Source organism: Maritalea mobilis, from assembly GCF_019800885.1.
Taxonomy (GTDB): domain Bacteria; phylum Pseudomonadota; class Alphaproteobacteria; order Rhodobacterales; family Rhodobacteraceae; genus Roseibacterium; species Roseibacterium beibuensis.
In genome coordinates this window covers 44,214-61,759 of the sequence record NZ_JAHVKE010000002.1, presented here as the reverse complement: position 1 = coordinate 61,759, position 17,546 = coordinate 44,214, and the positions used below count along the sequence as shown (strand labels likewise).

Here is a 17,546-nt window from a genome sequence, read left to right as displayed (position 1 = left end):
AAACCGAAATGTCACAGGTTTCTGACAGGACTCGCCGTGTGTCCTGTCAGACGATCTTGACCGTTCCGTGCCCCGGAAGGCTGTGTTTTCGGGTCATTTGGGCTGGCCCCAGCCCCCACCACCGGGGGTCAGCATTTCGATCGCATCGCCGATGCCCAACTCGACCTCGGCATTTCCGGCAAGGCGTTCGCGCGTACCATCGGCCCGAAGAACCCAGTTTTCCCCGACAGCCCCATCGCCACCGCCCGCGCGCCCCGGAACAGGCACCTCGCGGTGTGAACAGAGCGTCGTGATCGTCATGGGGTCGAGGAAGCGCAGCACCCGGTGCATCCCCTCTCCACCGGTCCATGCGCCGATGCCACCCGACCCGTTCCGATGGGCCATGCGCTCCACCCTCACTGGAAAGCGGGTCTCCAGGATCTCGGGATCGGTCGCGCGGGTATTCGTCATGTGCACCTGCACGCAGGAGGCGCCGTCGAATCCCGGCCCGGCCCCCGCGCCGCCCGCGATGGTTTCGTAATTCTGGATGCGGTCATTGCCCCAGATGAAGTTGTTCATCGTGCCTTGGCTGCCCGCGATCACATCTAGCGCGCCATAGAGGCATTCGGTGATCGCCTGGCTGACCTCGGTGTTGCCCGCGATGACGGCGGCGGGGTGGACCGGGTTGATCATGCTCCCCTCGGGCAGGATGATCTCCAGAGGTTTCAGGCACCCTTCGTTCAACGGGATCTCGCGGCCGACCAGCGTACGGAAGACATAGAGCACCGCCGCCGTCGCGATGGCCTTGGGCGCGTTGTAGTTGTTGCGATGCTGCGGCGAGGTGCCGGTGAAGTCGATCACCGCCCGGCCGGCCGCCTGATCGACGCGGATATCGACCTTGATCTCGCTGCCATCGTCCAGCGGATAGGTGCAGGCCCCGTCTTTCAGCGACCCGATCACGCGGCGCACGCTGGCCTCGGCATTGTCCTGCACGTGGCGCATATAGGCCAGAACAGTGTCTAACCCGAAGGTTTCGACCATGTTCTGCACCTCGCGGATGCCGGTCGCGTTGGCGGCCACCTGCGCCTCCAGATCGGCCATGTTCTGGTCGATGTTGCGGCAGGGATAGCGGCCCGAGGCCAGCAGCGCCCGTGTCTCGGTCTCACGCAGGCGCCCATTTTCCACCAGCTTGAAATTGTCGATGACGACGCCTTCCTCCTCGATCCGGGTCGAGTCGGGCGGGGCGGATCCAGGGGTCTTGCCGCCGATATCGGCATGGTGGCCCCGGCTGCCGACCCAGAAGACGATCTTTTTCCCGGCCGTGTCGAAAACGGGTGTGATCACGGTCACATCCGGCAGGTGCGTGCCGCCGTTGAAGGGGGCGTTCAGCATATATGCGTCGCCCTTGGCAATCTGTCCGGCGTTCAGGCGCGCAACGGTGCGCACCGCCTCGGACATGGAGCCAAGGTGCACCGGCACATGCGGGGCGTTCGCCACAAGGTTGCCATCGGAATCGAACAGCGCGCAGGAGAAATCGAGCCGTTCCTTGATGTTCACCGAATAGGCCGTGTTTTGCAGGGTCGCGCCCATCTGCTCCGCGATGTTCATGAAAAGGTTGTTGAAAACCTCCAGCATCACCGGGTCGGCCTCGGTCCCCAAGGCGTGTTCGGTCGCCTTCGCTTCTATTCGTTCCAGCAAGAGGTTGCCCAGCTCATCGACCCGCGCCCGCCAGCCCGGTTCGATCATGTTGGTGCCGGTCGCCTCCGTGATCACGGCAGGTCCGGCCACCGTTGCGCCGACAGGCAGGTCGTCTCGGGCGTAAAGGGGCGTGTCATGCTGCACCCCGGAAAGGTGGACAGAGAGCGTATCGCGCGGTGCAGGGTCTTTCTTTGTGGACGGCAACGGGGCGTCTGGCGCATCGGTCGACCCGATTGCCTCTACCTCCAGCATTTCGAAAACGAGGTCCCGTTCGGGCGCGGCAAAACCGTACCGCGCGCGATGCGCGTTTTCGAAGGCGGACCGCAAATCGTCGGTGCTGCCAAAGGGGACGGCCAGGGCCTGGAGCGACCCTGCATAGCGCAGATGGGCGCGTTTCTCGATCCTGATCTGGTCAGTCCCGATACCCTGTTCCGCCACCTCGGCGCGGGCCTGGTCCGCCATCTCGGATAGTCTCTGTTCCGCCTGTTCGACCCTATCCAAACCTTCATCGAACTGCGCTTCGCGCAGCGCGCGTATATCGGCCAAGCCCATCCCATAGGCCGACAGGACCCCGGCATAGGGATGGAGCATGACAGTCGTCATGCCCAGCGCATCCGCGACGAGGCAGGCATGTTGCCCGCCCGCGCCGCCGAAACTCGCCAGCGCGTATTTCGTCACGTCATAGCCGCGCTGCACGCTGATCTTCTTGATCGCGTTGGCCATGTTCTCGACCGCGATGCGCAGGAACCCCTCGGCGACCTCTTCGGGAGATCGGCCATCCCCAATGTCCTTGGCCAGGGCCGCGAATTTCTCGCGCACGATATCGGCATCCAGCGGCTGATCCGCATTCGGCCCGAACACGGCGGGAAAGTGCCGGGGTGACAGCTTGCCCAGCATCACGTTGCAATCGGTCACGGTCAGGGGCCCGCCGCGCCGGTAGCAGGCCGGGCCGGGGTCGGCGCCTGCGCTTTCGGGGCCTACTTGCAACCGCCCGTCGCGATAGGACAGGATCGATCCGCCCCCCGCCGCGACCGTGTGGATATGCATCATCGGCGCGCGCATCCGCACGCCCGCGACCTCGGTTTCGAAGCTGCGCTCGTATTCGCCCGCGAAATGGCACACGTCGGTCGAGGTGCCGCCCATGTCGAAGCCGATCAGCTTGTCGAACCCTGCCGCCTGCCCGGTGCGCACCATGCCGACAACGCCGCCCGCGGGCCCCGAGAGGATCGCGTCACGCCCCTGGAACAGCCGCGCATCGGTCAGCCCGCCATTCGATTGCATGAAGAACAGGTGCTCGCAGCCGCCCCGCCCGAGGTCCAGCGCATCGGCCACCTGGTCGACATAGCGCCGCAGGATCGGTGAGAGATAGGCATCGACCACCGCCGTATCGCCGCGCCCGACCAGCTTGATCAGGCGGCTGGCCTCGTGGCTGGGGGTGACCTGGGTAAACCCCACCTCGCGGGCGATCTCGGCGGCGCGGATCTCGTGCGCAGGGTTCAGGTAGGAATGCATGAAGGCGATGGCGACGGCGCGGATGCCATCGTCATAGGCCTTGGTCAGCGCCGCGCGCACGGCGTCTTCGTCCAGGGGGGTCAAGACCCCGCCCTCGGCATCCAGCCGTTCGGGCACCTCGGTCCCCTGCTCATAAAGCAGCGACGGCAACTGGATGTTCAGATCGAACAGGCGTGGCCGCGCCTGCGTGCCGATGCGCAGAAGGTCCCGAAACCCCTCGGTGATCAGCAGTAGAACGCGCGCGCCTTTGCGCTCCAGCAGGGCATTCGTGGCGACGGTCGTGCCCATCTTGACCGCCTCGATCGGGGCGTCGGACCCCTCCATCAGGCGGCGGACCCCTTCGACGGCGGCATCGGCATAGTGCTCGGGGTTCTCGCTGAGGAGTTTGGTCGTCACCAGCGTGCCATCGGGTCGCCGTCCGACCAGATCGGTGAAGGTGCCGCCACGATCGACCCAGAATTGCCACTTGCCCATGATGCGCTCCGTTTGCCTGCGTCTTGCTAGCAAACCGCCCTCGGGCTAGCCAGATGCCAGAGGGAGGATCACATCATGCAGATCACCGATTGGGACGATGCCTATCAGAACGGGGCCTACATCCCCGGGGCCGATGACTTGGTCGCGGGGTGGGCGACTCGCGCCGCAGCCTTCCGCGCCAAGCATTTTGAGGAGGTCCTTAACTACGGGTCCGGCGACCGCCAGTTCCTCGACCTGTATCGACCCGAAACCGCCCCACAGGGTCTGTGTGTGATCGTCCACGGCGGCTATTGGCACAAGTTCGAAGGCCGCGCCTTTGCCCATCTCGCCGCCGGGCCGTTGGCCGCTGGCTATGCCGTGGCGAACGTCACCTACACGCTCGCCCCCGAGGCCCGAATTTCCGAGATCACGCAAGAGATCGCCCATGCCGTCATCGCGGCGGCAAAGGCCGTTCCCGACGGTCCCATTTTCCTGACCGGCCATTCCGCCGGCGGCCATCTGGTCAGCCGCATGGGATGTCCGGGGGTTCTGCCTGACCCGGTCGCGGACCGGATCGCGCATATCCTGTCGATCTCCGGGGTGCATGACCTTCGCCCCCTGCGGCGCACGGCGATGAATGACACCCTCCGCCTCGACGCCGAGGAGGCCGCAGCAGAAAGCCCCGCCCTGTTGACCCCGCGCCCGGGCCTGCGCCTGACCTGCGCGGTCGGGTCCGAGGAACGGCCCGAGTTCCTGCGCCAGAATGATCTTCTGGCGAATATCTGGACGGGGCTGGGCGTCGACACGCAGGCGGTGCATCTGCCCGGTGACAATCACTTCACCATCATCGCCGGGCTGGAATCACCCGACGGGACGTTGACGAGGTTGCTGTTGGATCAGAGCTGATCGTAAAGGCCGCTGATCGCGGTCTTCAATTGCGCGCGATCTTCCGGGCCGAGCGAATCGAGCATGCTGCTTTCCGCATCGCGGGCCAGGATGCGCAGGCGATTCACCTCGTCCGAGCCCTTGTCCGACAATTTCACGACCAGACGCCGCCGATCTTCCGTATCGCGGATGACCGAGATCATCTGCAACTCTTCCAACCGGCGCTGGGCGCGGCTGACCCGCGCGGCATCCATCGCCGTCAGGATGCACAGATCCTGGGACGAACAGGGCTGGTTCGACGGCAGTGCCATCATGATCCGCCACTCGGGCACTTGTAGACCTGCATCTTCCACGACTTGCTGGAACACGCGGCCAGAGATGACGGACATCTGGAATGGCAGGTACTCGCAGAGATCGAAAAGCAGGAATTGGGCTTGATCCTTCACGCCGCAATCCTTTCATTCGCGAGGAATTCAATCATAAGTTTAGGACGGCTTGATCTACTCGCGCAAGTGTATTGTCAATTCCGATGGACAAAACGCCGCGTGAAACGTTGAGCGAACCGCCCAATCCCCTTGTTTTGCTGACCTGACGAAACCCATGGAATCAGGGTGTTACCCTTGATTTTGCGCAAAACGCTCTGCGCTTCGGCGTTTCATTTCTCGTCTCCAGAATGCCCGGTTGCGACGCTTTGGTCGCATTTTCCGGCTTGTCGGCCCTGACGGTCCCCCGTATGTGCGGCGGCGGGACACCCCTCCCCAACGAGGGGCGTATATCTGAGAGGGTATCAGATCATGACTATCGACCAACCGGCCACGCGGCCGGCCAATCCGCGTTTTTCCTCTGGCCCCTGTGCCAAACCCCCCGTTTTTTCCCTCGATAAACTGTCTGGCGCCGCGCTGGGCCGCTCGCACCGCGCCAAGATCGGCAAGGACAAGCTGAAAGCCGCGATCGAAATGACGCGCGAGGTTCTCGGCGTGCCCGCCGATTACCGCATCGGCATCGTGCCCGCCTCGGACACCGGCGCGGTCGAGATGGCCATGTGGTCGCTGCTGGGCGCGCGCCCCGCGACGATGGTCGCCTGGGAAAGCTTTGGCGCGGGCTGGGTCACCGACGCAGTCAAGCAGCTCAAGATCCAGGCTGAGGTGAAGACCGCCGAGTACGGCCAGATCGTCGATTTCGCCGAGGTCGATTTCAACACCGATGTCGTCTTTACCTGGAACGGCACCACCTCGGGCGTTCGCGTCCCGAATGGCGACCTGATCCCGGCCGACCGTGAGGGCCTGACGATCTGCGACGCGACCTCTGCCGCGTTTGCGCAGGACCTGCCCTGGGACAAGCTGGATGTGACGACCTTCTCCTGGCAGAAGGTGATGGGCGGCGAAGCGGCGCACGGCATGCTGATCCTCAGCCCCCGCGCGGTGGAGCGTCTGGAAAGCTACACCCCCGCATGGCCCCTGCCCAAGATTTTCCGCCTGACCAAGGGTGGCAAGCTGATCGAAGGCATCTTCGTGGGCGAGACGATCAACACCCCCTCCATGCTGGCGGTCGAGGATTACCTGCTCGCGCTGGACTGGGCGCAGGCCATCGGCGGCCTGCCTGCCCTGATGGCGCGGGCCGATGCCAACGCGCAGGCCATCTTCGATTTCTGCGCCGAGCGCGACTGGATCGACAACCTCGCCGAGGATCCGGCGACGCGGTCGAACACGTCGGTCTGCCTCAAGTTCACCGATGACCGGATCACGGATGGCGCCGCTTTTGCCAAGGCCGTCGCCAAGCGGCTGGAGGCCGAGGGCGTGGCGCTGGATATCGGCGCCTATCGCGATGCCCCCGCCGGTCTGCGGATCTGGTGCGGTGCGACGGTGGAAACCGCCGATATCGAGGCGATGCTGCCGTGGCTCGACTGGGCCTTCCACGCCGAGATCGAGGCGCAGGCTCAAGCCGCCTGACGGATATGCGTATGTACAGGGTGTGTACGGCATGTGCACGCCCTGTGACCCCCTGAATTTCTTGAATGAGGAGTGCCTGACATGGCCCCCAAAGTGCTCGTGAGCGACAAGCTCTCCGAAACTGCCGTGCAAATTTTCCGTGACCGTGGCATCGACGTGACCTTCGATCCCTCCATCGGCAAGGACAAGGACAAGCTCCTTGAAGTCATCGGAGATTATGACGGTCTGGCGATCCGCTCGGCCACCAAGGTGACCGAAAAGATCATCGCCGCTGCCACCAATCTCAAGGTCGTCGGCCGGGCCGGGATCGGGGTCGACAATGTCGATATTCCCGAGGCGTCGAAGAAGGGCATCATCGTGATGAACACGCCCTTCGGCAACTCCATCACCACCGCCGAACACGCCATCGCGATGATGTTCGCCGTGGCCCGCCAGATCCCCGAGGCCAACGCCTCGACCCATGCCGGCAAGTGGGAAAAATCCCGCTTCATGGGCGTGGAACTGACCGGCAAGACCCTTGGTGTCATCGGGGCTGGCAACATCGGCTCCATCGTCTGCAACCGGGCGCTTGGGCTGAAGATGAAGGTCGTGGCCTACGACCCCTTCCTGTCCGAGGAACGCGCCAAGTCCATGGGCGTGACCAAGGTCGAGCTCGACGAACTGCTGGCCCGCGCCGATTTCATCACGCTGCACGTGCCCTTCACCGAGAAGACGGCGAATATCCTGTCGGAAGAGAACCTCAAGAAGACCAAGAAAGGCGTGCGCATCGTCAACTGCGCCCGTGGCGGTCTGGTCGACGAAGCGGCGCTGGCGCAGCTGATCAAGGACGGTCACGTCGCCGGTGCGGCCTTTGACGTGTTCAAGGAAGAACCCGCCACCGAGAACCCGCTGTTCAACCTGCCCAATGTCGTGGTCACGCCCCACCTTGGCGCCGCCACCACCGAGGCGCAGGAAAACGTCGCCCTCCAGGTGGCCGAGCAGATGTCGGACTACCTTCTGACCGGGGCCGTCACGAACGCGCTGAACATGCCGTCCGTCACGGCCGAGGAAGCAGCGATCATGGGCCCCTGGGTCAAGCTGGCCGAGCACCTGGGCGCTTTTGTCGGCCAACTGACCGAAGAGGCGATCGAGGAAATCGAGATCACCTATAACGGCCTGGTCAAGGACATGAACCTGCAGGCGTTGAACTGCGCTGCCATCGCGGGCCTGATGAAGCCGTCCAACCCGGGCGTGAACATGGTGTCCGCACCGGTGATCGCCCGCGAGCGCGGGATCGAGATTTCGACCACCACGCAGGACAAGACCGGCGTGTTCGACGGCTATATCCGCCTGCATGTGAAAACGGCCGTCAAGGATCGTTCGATTGCGGGTACGGTGTTCTCCGATGGCAAGCCGCGCTTCATCCAGATCAAGGGCATCAACATCGATGCCGAGATCGGCGAGCACATGCTTTACACGACCAACAAGGACGTGCCGGGCATCATCGGGACATTGGGCCGCACGCTGGGTGAGAACAGCGTGAACATCGCGAACTTTACGCTCGGTCGCTCGGGCGCGGGCGAGGAGGCCATCGCGCTTCTCTACCTCGACGAACAGCCGCCTGAACCGGCCCTTGTCGCGCTGCGCGACACCGGCATGTTCCAGCAGATCCGTCCGCTACAATTCGACGCCGCCTGAGCCGGACATAGCAACAAAAAGGGCGTCCGGCCTTCCGCCGGGCGCCCTTCTCTTGAACTCTACCTTGCCAAATTCATCGTTTTACGTAAGACAGTTACAGTTCGCAAAGAGTAGTCACTTGCCATGTCCCTGTCGTTTCGCCTCGACGATTTCCTTCCCTATCGCCTTGCCGTTCTGGCTGGTCGGGTCAGCCGTGAATACGCTGATAGCTGCCGGTCCAAATACGGGCTGAGCCGGTCCGAGTGGCGGGTGCTCGCGCATCTCAACGAGGAAGCATCGGTCTCCGTCCGCGAGATCCACCGGCGCGTCGATATGGACAAGTCCAAGGTCTCGCGCGCAGCGGCCCGGCTTGAGGCCGCCGGTCTTGTCACCAAGACGGTCAGTCAGTCCGACCGCCGCCTGGTCGAGCTGGAGCTGACCGGCGAAGGCAAATCCATCTTCCACGCCCTTGCGCAGCAGGCGCACGCGTTTGAACGCGAGCTGAAGTCGCGTCTCGGCCCTGATGCCGACGCATTCCTCGCCGGGTTGGAACGCTTGATGGAGCATGATCCCGACGAGGGCGACGCCGCGTAAAACGCAACGTCGCTCTTTACCCTCGCCTTCCCCTTTGGCTTAACCAGAGCCAACGTGACTTACCTGAGACGGGGGAGGGATCTCATGGACGATATCGTCATTCTATCCGGTGCGCGGACGGCCATCGGCACCTTTGGCGGCTCGCTTGCGGGCGTTGCGCCGATCGACCTGGGCACGGTCGCCACGAAGGCCGCGCTGGAGCGTGCGGGCGTCGAGGGCGGCCAGATTGGCCACGTCACCTTCGGCCATGTCATCAACACCGAGCCGCGCGACATGTATCTCAGCCGTGTCGCCGCGATGCAGGCGGGTATCCCCGACACGACGCCCGCGATGAACGTGAACCGTCTATGCGGGTCGGGCGCGCAGGCCATCGTCTCGGTCATCCAGTCGCTGGCCATGGGCGATGCCGCGTTCGGCCTTGCCGGTGGCGCCGAAAGCATGAGCCGCGCCCCCTACATCATGCCCGATGCCCGCTGGGGCCAGAAAATGGGCGATGTGGGCGCGAAAGACATGATGCTGGGCGCGTTGAACTGCCCCTTCGGCACCGGCCACATGGGCGTGACCGCCGAGAATGTCGCCAAGGAACACGCTATCACCCGAGAAGCGCAGGACGCCTTTGCCCTCGAAAGCCAGAAGCGCGCCGCAAAGGCCATCGCCGAAGCCCGCTTCAAGGACCAGATCGTGCCGGTCGAGGTGAAGGTGAAGCGCGACCTCGTGCCTTTCGACACGGATGAACACCCCAAGGCCACGACCGCCGAGGCGCTGGCCGGTCTGCGTACCGTCTTCCAGAAGGACGGCACGGTGACGGCGGGCAATGCCTCGGGCATCAATGACGGCGCGGCGGCGCTGGTTCTGGCCCGCGCGGATGCGGCGGAAAAGGCGGGCCTGACGCCGCGCGCCCGCGTGATCGGCTATGCCCATGCCGGGGTGCGCCCCGAGGTCATGGGGATCGGCCCGGTTCCCGCGGTCGAGAACCTGCTGGCCAGGACGGGCCTTTCCATCACCGATTTCGACGTGATCGAGTCGAACGAGGCCTTCGCCGCACAGGCGCTGGCGGTGAACAAGGGCCTCGGCCTCGACCCCGCCAAGGTGAACCCGAATGGCGGGGCCATCGCGCTGGGGCACCCTGTGGGTGCGACGGGCGCGATCATCACCGTCAAGGCGCTTTACGAGTTGGAGCGTATCGGTGGCTCCAAGGCGCTGATCACCATGTGCATCGGCGGCGGGCAGGGTATCGCGCTCGCCATCGAGCGTATCTGAGCCTGATCGGGACTAGGGCGCCGCGATCTCGATCGCGCGGCGTCCGGCGCGGCCCTCCGCGTCGATCACCATCAATTCGCCAAAGCCCAGGCCGGGCCGGTCGAGGGCGAACTCGCGGTCATGCAGGCCCGACGCGACGGGTGCGCCATTCCACAGCCATGTAAAGGGGGGCGTCCCGTCGGCCACGCGCGCGGTGACGGGCAGGTCGGGTTGCCAGGCCAAAACGGCGCCCTCCGGGGGAAAGGCGATCTCGGGGCCGTCTGCCTCGGGGACGGCGTCATGGGCGGGTGTGAACCGGCGCAACGGCGCCGGAAGCTGCCCGTGCGAAAGGGTCAATGCCCCCTCGGGCGCACCGGCGCGCGGGGCCAGATCGCCGTCGATCCGCGCGAAGGCCTCGAACAGAAGCGGTGCCGAAAGGTCCGCGCCGAACGCCCCGGGAACCGAGGCGCCATCGGCCCGCCCCATCCAGATCCCCACCACGTGCCGCCCGTCGAACCCGAAGGCCCAGGCGTCGCGATGCCCGTAGCTGGTGCCGGTCTTGAAGGCCAGGCCGTTGCGCGGGGCGCTCGCCGGGGGCGGGACATCGCCCAGCACGTCGCCGAGATACCACGACGCGACAGGGCCGATCACGCGCTGCCCCTCGGTGGCCGTATCGCCCTGCCGCCAGTGCCAGGGCACCTCGACCCCGCCGCGCGCGATGGCCGCGTAAAGGCGCATCAGGTCTTCCATCCGCGTGCCGATCCCCCCCAGGGCGATGGCCAGGCCCGGCTGCTCTCCCACGGGCAATTCGATCTCCATCCCGGCGCGGCGCATGGCGGCCAGCATCTGCGCTGGCCCGATCTCGTGCAGGAGGGTCACGGCAGGGATGTTCAACGACAATTGCAGCGCCTCGGCGGCCGAGACCTCGCCCCGGAACGCGTTGTCGAAATTCCGGGGCGCGTAGCCGCCGAAATCGATGGGCCGATCCGAGATCAGGCTTTCGGGATGCAGCAGCCCCTCGTCGAAGGCCAGCCCGTAGATCAGCGGCTTCAACGTCGATCCGGGCGAGCGCACGGCGGTTGTCATGTCGACGAAGCCTTCGCGCGTCACATCCGTGTAGTCGGGTGACCCGACCGAGGCCAACAGCGCCCCGGTTCGGTGGTCCATCACCATGATCGCCGCGCTTATACGCGGGCCGCGCCCCTCGATGGCCCGCAGGGCGAGGTCCTCCATCCGGGCCTGTAGCCCGGCATCGAGGGTCAGGCGATGGGTGCCTTGCGTGGGCCGCTCGGCGACGGCGCGGTCGGCCAGGTGCGCGGCGAAGGCGGGAAAGGGGCGGCGTTCGGTCGGGATGGCTTCTTCACGCGCCCAGGCGATCTCGGCTTCGGTCAGCGAGGTAAAGCGCACGGCGCGGTCCAGCACCCGGTCGCGCGCGATGCGGGCATTCTCGGGGAAGCGGTCGGGGCGTCGGGACGCGGGCGCTTGCGGCAGGGCCACAAGCAGCGCCGATTGCGCGGCGGTCAGACGGTTGGGTTCCACCCCGAACCATGTCAGCGTCGCGGCGCGGATCCCCTCGATATTCCCGCCATAGGGGGCGAGGTGGAAATAGAGCGTCAGGATCTCTTCCTTCGACAAAACCCGCTCCAACGCCAAGGCCAGACGGATCTGCCGGATCTTGCCGTCCAGCGCCCCAGTGCCTGAGTCCTCCAACAGGCGCGCCACCTGCATGGTCAGGGTCGATCCCCCTGACACGATCCGCCCCGAGGTCACGGCCTGCCACGCCGCGCGGCCAAAGGCCCGCAGATCGACGCCGGAATGGCTCCAGAACCGGCGATCTTCGTAGGCGACCAGCATCTCGACGAAATCGCGGTCCACCGCGCCATAGCTGACCGGCAGGCGCCAGCGCCCGTCCTCGACCGTGTAGGCGCGCAGCAGGCGGTTGTCGCGGTCCAGCACCTCGCCCCCGGTTTCCAGCACCAGTGGCGGGATCTCGGTGGCGTCGATCCAACGATCCAGCCACCACGCGCCCGCACCCGCCGCCAGTAGCAGCGCGACCAGAAGCGTGGTGATGACCCGTTTGATCATTCGCTTGCGATCACGACCCGGCCCGAGGCGGTCTGCGCGCGGTATTGCGGGCGGTACATGTCCTCGACGCTGGCCGCGGGGTGGTGGAAGTCACCGGGGGTGACCGCGCGCACGATATAGGCCAGGCGGAACTGCCCGGCATCGCCGCGCCTGTCGACGGCGGCAAGGAAGCGGTCCTGCCGGAACTCCGCCATCTCGGTCCCAAGGAACAGGTCCAGCCCCTGCACCGCCGCAAGGTCGCCCGATTGCAGAAGGTTCGGGTTGTCGATCTCGAACCCCGCCGGCAGCGGATCGTTCACGATCAAGCGGCCTTCACGGGTGCCGCTGGTTGGCGTCACCGTCAGGACCGCGACCATGCGGGTGCCTTGCGCGACCTGCGCCGGGTCAACCGGCTGACCCTCCAGCGTGAGGTAGCTGCGGCTGATGCGGAACCCGTTGCCGAAGGCCTCGGTCGCGCCCTCGGGCACGCCGAAGCGCGTGATGGTCAGAACCTCGTCGCGGTCGCCCGCGTTTTCGAGGGTGCGGGCGGCATCGCCAGCCTGCATCACCTCGACCAGCGGGCCGTTCACCACCTCGCCGTCGATGCGCAGGCCACCGGCGCTCGGGTCGTCGATCAGCGCATGCGCGGCCAGCAGGCTCCACACCGCCTCTTGCGTTGAAACGGGCCGGTTTACGGTGGCCAGCGACTCCGACAGGGCAGGGAACGGCACCGCTTCGGACCCGGCCGCCGCCGCCAGCGCCAGCAGGCCCGCCGCATCGCGCCGGTCGCTGCCGTAATCGGCGCGCCAGACCTGGCCTTCGCCCTCGCGCTCAAGGTCCTGCAACAGGGCATAGCCCGCGCGGAACATCGCATCGGCGCGCGGCTGGTCGCCATACATCGCCAGCGCCGCCCCCAACTGACCCAAGGCCAGCGGCGTGGCGAAACTGTCGGCCTTCACGTCGGCATAGTAACGCAAGTCGCCCATGCTGGCCTGCCCCTCGCGCGCCAGAACCATCAGCGCATAGGCCAGGCCCTGCCCGCCCTCCTCGAAATCGGGATGGGCGGCGACCTGGTTGGCAAGGTTGTCGAGCGCCGATTGAAACGCCTGCGCCGGAACGCGGTGCCCCTGCGCCCGCGCGCGGCTGAGGAAATCGGTGACATAGGCATCGAGCCACAGGTCACCCGACCCGGCGCGCCACAATCCGAACCCGCCATTCGCCGACTGGTTGGTCAGAACCCGCCCGATGGCATCGGCGATCCGCAGCCCGAGGTTTTCGGCCGTGCCAAGGTCCAACGCCTCGGCGACCGAGGACAGGTAGAGAAGTGGCAGTGCCCCGCTCGTCACCTGCTCGGTACAGCCATAGGGATAGCGGTCCAGCATGGTCAGAAGGCCCGCCGCGTCGAACCGTGCCAGCGGACCTGCCGCAACCGTCACCCGCCCCACGCCTTCGCGGAAACCGGTGAAGGCGGCGGCATCCAGAAGGAAGCTCTGGCCGGGCGAAAGGGTGACGCGGCTGGTTTCCGCGACCTCCGGGTCGTTCACCTGCACGGGCAGCATCAGCTCTTGCATCAATTCGATACCATCCGGCGTGGTCAGCGCGACGCGGATCTCCTGAACGCCGGTGGCTCCGGTGGCTTCGATCGGAAGGGAAACGCGCTGCGTTTCGCCCTCACCCAAGGTCACTGCACCCGGCACCTCGCCGATGCGCACGCCGCCATCCGTCTCGATGGCCAGTTGCATCTCGCCCGTCGCGCCCTCGGCATGGGCCAGTTCCAGCAGCATCCGCGCGCTGTCCCCGGGGGCGAGGAATCGCGGCAGGCTGGCCTGCACCACCACCGGGTCACGCAGGATGACCTCCGCCTCGGCCTGCCCCACGCCCGTCTCGGACCACGCGACGGCCATCAGCCGGACGGTGCCGTTGAAGGCGGGCATGTCGAAGCTGGCGCGCGCAAGACCATCCGCGCCCACCGTCAGCGGGCCGGAAAACTCAGCCACCAACTTCTGCGTGGGTGGCGGGGCTTGCATCCGCATCCCGGCGCCCGCGTCACCACCTTGCCGGATGCGCCCCTCGGCCCCGTCGCGGCTGTCGATCAGGCGGCCATAGACGTCGCGGATCTCCATACCCAACCGCCGCTGGCCGAAATAGTGGCCTTGCGGATCGGGGCTGTCGAAGCCGGTCAGGTTCAGGATCCCCAGGTCGACCGCCGCGATGGTGGCATGGACGGTTTCGCCCTCGACCGCGCCATCGACGCGCAGCGCGACCTCCAGCGGCTGGCGTGGGCGGGCCTCTTCGGGCGTCTCCAGCGTGACGTCCAGGGCGCGTGCGCCGGGATCGACAGCGGCATGGACCAGACCCATGGCGCGCGTCGGCACCGGGCCAGAGACCGCGCCGATGGGCCGGATCAGAGAGGCGGTGACATAGGCCCCGGCCCCCCAGTCCTCGGTCACGGGCAAGGTCACCTCGGTCGGGTCGTCGCCCAGTTCGACGATCTGCATGTCGATCAGTCGGTTCGACATGACCTGCACCAGCGCCACGCCGCCCTGCCGTGGCACGATGCGCAGCGTCGCGGTGTCGCCCGCGCTGTAGCTTTCGGCATCGAGCGATACCTCGAGGACATCGGGCGTGTCGGTGGCCCCCTCGGCCCCGTACCAGCCGGCGTCGAAGCCAACCGACGTGACGGCATAGCCGCTGGCATCGCTTTCCACGCGCAACTCGTAGCTGCCCCAATCGACGGGCAGGGCCAGGCGCTCGGGCGTGTCGCCAAGCGTGGTTTCGCCCGTCGCGATCCGGCTGCGCGTGGTGATCGGCTCCCACGTCCAGTTGCCGTTCTGGCGATACCATTGGTAGCGCCGCTCGACCCGGTTCAGGACCCAGCGGACGGGCAGGGCGTCGGCGCCGACCGCGATCAGGTCGAACTCGGCTTCGGCCTCCTCGGGCAGGGTCGAGTCGAATAGCGGCCGGATCCCGATCATCGCCGTGTCGGGCAGGACCACGCGTGTCAGGCTCCGTTCGACCGGACGCCCGGAGGCTTCGGCAACTTGGGCAGTGACCGTCAGGCGCGAGGGCTGCGGGGCACCTGACAGGGCAGGGATCGGGACGCGCAACGCCGCCGATCCGTCATCGCCCGTCGTGGTGGTGGAGAGCGTCGGGAATTCGGCATTGGGCTGGTCGTCATGACGCCCGAAGAGGTGGCCGGGAAAGTCCTCGGTGCGGCGGGTGGGGCGCAGGGCGGCGCGACCCGTGACCTCGAGGTCGCTGGCGGGCGCGCCGAACAGGTAATCGGCCTGCACGGACAGGCGCGGCCGGTCGCCCGGGGTGAATGGCCCCTCGTCCATGCCGAGGGCGACGTCGATCCGTTCGGGCAGGAAATCCTCGACCAGCAGGCTGGTGGAGGAGAGCGGCGCATCATCAGGGTCGGCATGCACGGATAGGCGCCACGTCCCGCGCGGCACGTCCGCGCCCAGATCGAAATCGAAGACATAGCCCCCGCCGCCGACCTCTTCGATCAACTGGCGGGCATATTCCACGCCATCCGCCCGGTTCAGGATCGCGGTCAGCGGCAGGTCCGTCACTGCCCCGGCCCGGCCGTCGCGCGCCAGCGCGGTCGCATGGATCGTCTCGCCCGCGCGGTAAGCGCCACGCTCGGTCGTCAGGAAAAGGTCGATCGCGCCGGCGGGTTCGCGCCCCTCGACGCCGCGGTCACTCAGGTCGAACTCGGCCTCGCGCAGACTGAGGAAGGCGAAGTCGCTTTCCCCGTCGCGCAGGCTGACCATGGCCGGTGCTGCGCCCGCCTCTCCGCGGGCCAGCCCGGCGTCGAAATGCGCATAACCATCGGCATCGGTCGTGACCTCGCCCAGCAACCGGTTCGAGGCCGACACCAGCGAGACGGACACGCCCGCGCGTGGGCCTGCCGTTTCCAGCGATCGCACGATCACATGCACCCCGTCGGCCCCGAGCAAGGTGGTGACGCCAAGGTCGCTGACAAGGAACCACTGCGTCGCGCTGTCCGAGCGCGTCCCCGCTCCGCCGACAGAGGCCTCCAGCGCGTAAAGACCCGGTTCGCGCCCGTCCAGCACCTCCCCGATGGGCAGGCGCGTGGTGACCGAGCGGTTCTGTTCCATCGCGACCTCGGCCTCGCCTTGCCAGATCTCTTCCCCGATCTCCTCGGCGAAACGGGTCAGTTCCCAATCGGCCAGCGGACGCCCGAAATACTGGGTCTGCAAGGTGCGCAGGATGTTGCGGTCGGACACGTGGTAAAGTCGCAGGTCGACAAGATCGGTATTCACCGCGACCAGTGGAATGGTGCCCCCCGCGCTGGCCGGCAGGATATAGGCGCGGCCCGCGAAACGGACGCTCGGCTGCCGGTCGCGCACGTATTGGCGCAAGGTCACCGGCGCGCGCAGAACCTCGCCCGACGCGGCGGGAAGGTCCGCGCGCAGGGTGAATTCATAGCGCGAGCCGTGGCTGACCCCGGTGATGCAGAATTGCCGGTCCTCGGCCTCGACGGCCAATCCGTCCTCGGTCGTTTGCAGGAAATCGTCAAACAGCACGCCGCCCGGTGCCAGCGGTTCCGAGAAGATGGCGCAGATGCGCGGAAACTCGGCCTCGGCCTCGACCCGGGTGTCGGTGACGCGAAACCCGTAAAGCCCAAGGACCCGGTCCAGCGCCTCTTCCCGCGCGGGGGTGGGGGCCTCGGCGATGGCAAGGCGCAGGGCCGGGATGGCGTCGCGCCCGCGACCTTGCTCTTCCAGCGATTGCGCAAGAATCGTCGCGGCGCGGGCCAGGTCCTCGCCCGGTGCAGCCCGCAGCGCGGCATTGGTGGCGGCGCGCAGGGCCGCGCGGCGGTATTCCCGCTGGCGGCCGCGATCCTCCGTTTCGATGGCCAGAAGAAGCCGCGCGTAATCGGTCCAGTCGGCGGCAAGATCCCCGCGCGTGATCCCGGCCCCCATCAGGCGCATCGCGCCGACAAGGTTGCCATCCGCCTCCTCACGCTGCGACACGTCGCGCCAATCGCTGGCCGGAAACGCCCCGCCGTAATGCGCCCGCGCCATGTCCAGCGCCTGCTCGCGGGCAAGCTCGAAATCGCTTTCCCGCAGGAAGCTAAGCTGCCCGATCCGGTCCTCCAACCGCGCCAAAACGCCCGCATCTGTGGGACGGAATACCCCCGAGAACGCACCGCTATAGTCTTCGCTATCGCCTGCGGCGGATTTCGGAAAGCAGCTGTCGTTGCGGCTGTTGAAGGTGAAGGCGACGCAATCGGGGTCGGCGCGGCAGGCGGCTGAACAGGCCTCCAGCGTCGTGTCGAACAGCGGGCGAAGGTCGTTTCCGGGCAGATCCACGTCGCGCGCAATCGACAGGTAGCGGTCGGGAACGACCTCTTGGGCGGTGGCGGAAAGCGGCGCGATCAGCCCCGCACCAAACAGCAGGGCAACAAGGGCTCGCATATGATCCTCGCGGGAAACGCAATCAAATAAGGCTCAGCGTGCCATAGCGGTGATCCCCGAGTCCACGATT

General features: G+C 66.5%; 9 protein-coding genes. 5 read left to right on the top strand and 4 right to left on the bottom strand.

Annotated features, from left to right (window positions below; all coding sequences use genetic code 11):
• Positions 1-93 precede the first annotated feature (93 nt).
• Positions 94-3,663, bottom strand: a complete 3,570-nt coding sequence (locus tag KUV65_RS09050; protein ID WP_222189805.1) for a hydantoinase B/oxoprolinase family protein — start codon at positions 3,661-3,663, stop codon at positions 94-96.
• 81 nt (positions 3,664-3,744) lie between these two features.
• Between KUV65_RS09050 and KUV65_RS09045 the strand changes: the two genes are divergently transcribed.
• On the top strand, positions 3,745-4,548 hold the full coding sequence (locus KUV65_RS09045; protein WP_222191247.1) for an alpha/beta hydrolase: 804 nt from the start codon (positions 3,745-3,747) through the stop codon (positions 4,546-4,548).
• Here the strand turns inward: KUV65_RS09045 and KUV65_RS09040 are convergent.
• Positions 4,539-4,973: a MarR family winged helix-turn-helix transcriptional regulator gene (locus tag KUV65_RS09040; RefSeq protein ID WP_222189803.1), complete on the bottom strand. Its 435-nt coding sequence runs from the start codon at positions 4,971-4,973 to the stop codon at positions 4,539-4,541. The two genes, KUV65_RS09045 and KUV65_RS09040, sit on opposite strands and share 10 nt — an antisense overlap.
• Positions 4,974-5,321: 348 nt before the next feature.
• Here KUV65_RS09040 and KUV65_RS09035 point away from each other — a divergent pair, with 348 nt between their 5' ends.
• From KUV65_RS09035 to KUV65_RS09020, 4 genes are all read left to right on the top strand, one after another.
• On the top strand, positions 5,322-6,476 hold the full coding sequence (locus KUV65_RS09035; protein WP_222189801.1) for a phosphoserine transaminase: 1,155 nt from the start codon (positions 5,322-5,324) through the stop codon (positions 6,474-6,476).
• An 81-nt stretch (positions 6,477-6,557) separates the two neighbouring features.
• A complete protein-coding gene (gene serA, locus KUV65_RS09030) occupies positions 6,558-8,153 on the top strand; it encodes a phosphoglycerate dehydrogenase (protein ID WP_222189799.1) in 1,596 nt (531 codons plus the stop codon).
• Between the two features lie 123 nt (positions 8,154-8,276).
• Positions 8,277-8,726: a MarR family winged helix-turn-helix transcriptional regulator gene (locus KUV65_RS09025; RefSeq protein WP_261331720.1), complete on the top strand. Its 450-nt coding sequence runs from the start codon at positions 8,277-8,279 to the stop codon at positions 8,724-8,726.
• Between the two features lie 84 nt (positions 8,727-8,810).
• Positions 8,811-9,986: an acetyl-CoA C-acyltransferase family protein gene (locus tag KUV65_RS09020; protein ID WP_222189797.1), complete on the top strand. Its 1,176-nt coding sequence runs from the start codon at positions 8,811-8,813 to the stop codon at positions 9,984-9,986.
• A 12-nt stretch (positions 9,987-9,998) separates the two neighbouring features.
• On the opposite strand, the gene pbpC is transcribed toward KUV65_RS09020, so the two are convergent.
• Together pbpC and KUV65_RS09010 are read right to left on the bottom strand one after the other, a co-directional pair.
• Positions 9,999-12,050 carry a penicillin-binding protein 1C gene (pbpC, locus tag KUV65_RS09015; protein WP_222189795.1) on the bottom strand — a complete coding sequence of 684 codons (2,052 nt, stop codon included), beginning with the start codon at positions 12,048-12,050 and terminating at the stop codon, positions 9,999-10,001.
• Positions 12,047-17,476, bottom strand: coding sequence for an alpha-2-macroglobulin family protein (locus KUV65_RS09010; protein WP_222189793.1), 5,430 nt, complete (start codon positions 17,474-17,476; stop codon positions 12,047-12,049). The genes pbpC and KUV65_RS09010 overlap by 4 nt, the downstream gene beginning before the upstream one ends.
• Positions 17,477-17,546 lie beyond the last annotated feature (70 nt).

Bases quoted from the DNA above. Each gene is read 5' to 3' on its own strand.
- KUV65_RS09050 (WP_222189805.1), bottom strand. From the start codon at position 3,663: ATGGGCAAGTGGCAATTCTGGGTCGATCGTGGCGGCACCTTCACCGAT.
- serA (WP_222189799.1), top strand. From the start codon at position 6,558: ATGGCCCCCAAAGTGCTCGTGAGCGACAAGCTCTCCGAAACTGCCGTG.
- pbpC (WP_222189795.1), bottom strand. From the start codon at position 12,050: ATGATCAAACGGGTCATCACCACGCTTCTGGTCGCGCTGCTACTGGCG.
- KUV65_RS09025 (WP_261331720.1), top strand. From the start codon at position 8,277: ATGTCCCTGTCGTTTCGCCTCGACGATTTCCTTCCCTATCGCCTTGCC.
- KUV65_RS09020 (WP_222189797.1), top strand. From the start codon at position 8,811: ATGGACGATATCGTCATTCTATCCGGTGCGCGGACGGCCATCGGCACC.
- KUV65_RS09035 (WP_222189801.1), top strand. From the start codon at position 5,322: ATGACTATCGACCAACCGGCCACGCGGCCGGCCAATCCGCGTTTTTCC.
- KUV65_RS09010 (WP_222189793.1), bottom strand. From the start codon at position 17,476: ATGCGAGCCCTTGTTGCCCTGCTGTTTGGTGCGGGGCTGATCGCGCCG.